Genomic DNA, 222 nt, shown 5'->3' on the forward strand with positions numbered 1-222 from the left:
CAACCGACGTGGCATCCAGCGCGTTATCCGCATCCGTGTCATTGCCCAAAGGAGAGATCGTTGCAGCGCCATAGACCGGGCTGATCAACGTATCATCCGTCGCCACAGGCACATCGCCATAGTCAATCGCTAGCGCCGCCACATTCGACGTGTTGCCGTCTGCATCGTCCACCGTATAGCCCACAGGGGTTGGATCGCTTAGGAATCCGGCCTCGGGCGTAA

At 59.0% G+C, this 222-nt stretch carries 1 pseudogene; it reads right to left on the reverse strand.

From position 1 onward, the window contains the following. Window positions 1-222: pseudogene (locus tag ACXAGA_RS16505) on the reverse strand (hypothetical protein); the annotation flags it as partial.

This window comes from Marivivens sp. ABH4_498 (genome assembly GCF_056160585.1).